At 50.7% G+C, this 3,151-nt stretch carries 2 protein-coding genes and 1 pseudogene; 2 read left to right on the top strand and 1 reads right to left on the bottom strand.

Features of this window, described 5'->3' with window-relative positions; translation table 11 throughout:
• Positions 1-990, top strand: a pseudogene (gene ftsH2 / locus NDI45_RS30705) (ATP-dependent zinc metalloprotease FtsH2); the annotation flags it as partial.
• Between the two features lie 113 nt (positions 991-1,103).
• On the opposite strand, the gene ubiG reads toward ftsH2, so the two are convergent.
• Positions 1,104-1,850: a bifunctional 2-polyprenyl-6-hydroxyphenol methylase/3-demethylubiquinol 3-O-methyltransferase UbiG gene (ubiG, locus tag NDI45_RS30710; protein ID WP_190794015.1), complete on the bottom strand. Its 747-nt coding sequence runs from the start codon at positions 1,848-1,850 to the stop codon at positions 1,104-1,106.
• A gap of 303 nt (positions 1,851-2,153) precedes the next feature.
• Between ubiG and NDI45_RS30715 the strand changes: the two genes are divergently transcribed.
• Positions 2,154-3,151, top strand: a 998-nt coding sequence (locus NDI45_RS30715; protein WP_348250062.1) for an SGNH/GDSL hydrolase family protein, incomplete at its 3' end; no start/stop codon positions are given.

The raw sequence follows: 3,151 nt of genomic DNA on the forward strand, positions 1-3,151 counted from the left end.
CTGACCGAAATGGACGGCTTCGAGGGCAACACGGGCATTATCATCATTGCGGCAACGAACCGTCCCGATGTCCTGGACTCCGCGCTTCTGCGCCCCGGTCGCTTCGATCGCCAGGTGACAGTAGATGCACCGGACATCAAAGGTCGTCTGGAAGTGCTGCAAGTCCATGCCCGCAATAAAAAGATTGACCAAGCCGTTTCCCTGGAAGCGATCGCCCGCCGGACGCCCGGATTTACTGGAGCGGATCTGGCAAACCTGCTGAACGAAGCGGCAATTCTCACAGCGCGTCGTCGTAAAGAAGCCATTACGATGCTCGAAATTGATGACGCAGTCGATCGGGTTGTGGCGGGAATGGAAGGTACGCCCCTCGTAGACAGCAAGAGCAAGCGACTCATCGCCTACCACGAAATTGGACACGCGATCGTCGGGACGCTGATGAAAGACCACGATCCGGTTCAAAAAGTCACGCTGATTCCACGCGGACAAGCGCAGGGTCTTACCTGGTTTACGCCCAACGAGGAGCAGGGTCTCATTTCTCGATCGCAGCTTATGGCAAGAATCACAGGCGCACTGGGCGGACGCGCTGCCGAGGTGGTCATCTTTGGCGATGCAGAAGTCACGACAGGCGCAGGCGGCGACCTTCAGCAGGTGTCTGGCATGGCGCGGCAGATGGTCACTCGCTTCGGTATGTCTGACTTGGGACCGCTCTCGCTGGAAAGCCAGCAGGGTGAAGTGTTCCTGGGACGGGATTGGATGTCTCGCTCGGAATACTCAGAAGAGATTGCTGCCCGGATTGATGCTCAGGTGCGATCGATTGTCGAACACTGCTACGAGCAGTCCTGCAAAATCGTTCGCGATAACCGCGAAGTCATCGATCGATTGGTTGATTTGCTGATTGAAAAAGAGACGATCGACGGCGAAGAGTTCCGTCAGATTGTGGCAGAATACACCGTGGTTCCTGAGAAAGAGCAGTACGTTCCGAAGCTCTAAGTCAGTCCTCCCAAGCGGAATATCTTAGTTGTTTTGAGTTAGGCTGGGCAATGTCCCAGTCTTTTTTATTGAGCTAGATTTTTACTGAGCTAAATTGGGCCTTAAACTGCCATTCAGGAAGTTGATAGGCGTTTTGCTTTGCCGATATACATGACCGATGTGTTGTCACTGAAGCGAATCTTAAATGCGCCTGTTTTACGATAGTGCAAATAAGCTTCAATATTTTCTCGCACCGTTTCACCTAACACATTAAACCCTTGAATTTCGATCGCCTCAAAACCCTTTTTCACCATTAAATTCTGAAGTTCTTTTGGCTTGATAAACTTTTGCCAGTCGTGAATCCCACGCGGAATCTGACGCAGCCAATCTTCCAGCAGCCAGACCATAATTAGCTTTGACTTAAAGGTGCGGTTAATTGTGTCAAAGCAAAACATTCCCCCTGGTTTCAAGACGCGATGAATCTCAGCGATCGTCTGCTGCAAATCTGCCACATGCTCCAAAACATCCACGCAGACGACGACATCAAAACTTTGATCTGGATAGGGCAAAGATTCGGCGTATGCGTGACAGTAATCGATTGCCAGTTGACTCACTGAGGCGTGTTTTTGAGCCGCAGCAATGCAGCTTGGTGACTGGTCAATACCATGCACGATCGCGCCCCGCCTTGCTAAATATTCACAGGAGAAGCCGCCGCCACAGCCAACATCTAAAACCTTTAAGCCTGCCCAACTAGAAATATGGTGATCAAAATACTGGAAGCGGGCTGGGTTCAGGTGATAAAGCGCGTAGATTTTCGCCGTTTCGCACCACCATTCGTCGGCAACACGATTATAAAAATCTAGATCATTTCGCTGGGGCATTCGCTGCTTTGATTGATTGTTTTGAACAGATTGGGTGAGATCCAGTTTTCAGCATAAATCACAATCCAGCATTCGATCGGGCATCGGACTTCGATGGATGGGTGAGCGATACAGCAGGTTTGTCAACTGAAGAACTGGGTAAGCCAATAATGGTACTATGCCAAGCAATAGCACTGGAGGAGCTGGACAAGAGCGATCAAAAGATAGGGAACCGATCGTCCCAGAGGGGAACTGCTTCACATCGTCCTCACCTCGCAGCTTCGCCTTCTGACCTATCAACAGTTACAGAATCAAAAGGAAAAGATGGCTACAAAAAATATTTATGTGTTCGGCGACAGCATCTCTGATACAGGCAATGCCTTTGCTGCCAGCGGAAGACTGATTCCTCCAAGCCCCCCTTACTTTAATGGGCGATTCTCCAACGGACCCGTCGCGGTTGAGCAGTTGGCAACCCTTCTGGGCACTGGCTACAGCTTGCAGCAGCCTAATAACCTTGCATTTGGCGGGGCAACCACCGGACGGAGCAATGTTCTTGAAGACGATGTCAGGCGGGACCTTCCCGGCTTACTGGATCAAATTGATGCTTTCAGAAGTAGGGTTGGCACGGGTAGTGCAGACCCAGATGGGCTTTATATTGTTTGGGCAGGTTCTAACGACTTCATCGATACCCTCAGAGGATCACCCCTACCAGACCCGTTGGGCGCAGGTACAACCTTTGCAGATCCAGCGGCGCTGCTGCGGGAGGGAAGTCTCAATATCAAAAATGCTGTTTCAACTTTAGAAAGTGCGGGCGCGAAGAACTTTGTTGTTCCGAACGTGGGAAATCTGGGACGGTTACCCGCTGCCGGGGGAGCTTCAGCAGAACTCACTGCGATCAGCAAAGCCTTCAATGCGGCTGTTGACCTGGAGTTAGGCAATTTGACGTTTAAGACCACGCGGGTCGATCTATTCAGCCTTGGAGAATCCATTGCCTCGGATCCTGCTAAGTTTGGCTATACCAACATTACAACTCCGCTGCTATTCTCGCCTCAGTCGAATCCAAACGAATTTTTCTTCTGGGATCAGTTCCATCCCACGACTAAAACTCACGGGATTTTTGCAGATACCATCAATCAAACCATCACAGGCACAATTCCCCAACCCTCCTTCAACCGCGTTGCAGGCAACAATAGAAATAACATTCTGGTAGGTACTCGAGCCAATGATGATATAGACGGTTTTAGGGGAAATGACCTTTTAAGCAGTCGGCAGGGGAATGATCGCATTGAAGGCGAGCAGGGCAACGACATTCTGTTCGGCAA

The sequence above is a fragment of the Leptolyngbya sp. GB1-A1 genome, from assembly GCF_039962475.1.
In the GTDB taxonomy this organism is placed as follows: domain Bacteria; phylum Cyanobacteriota; class Cyanobacteriia; order Elainellales; family Elainellaceae; genus Leptolyngbya_A.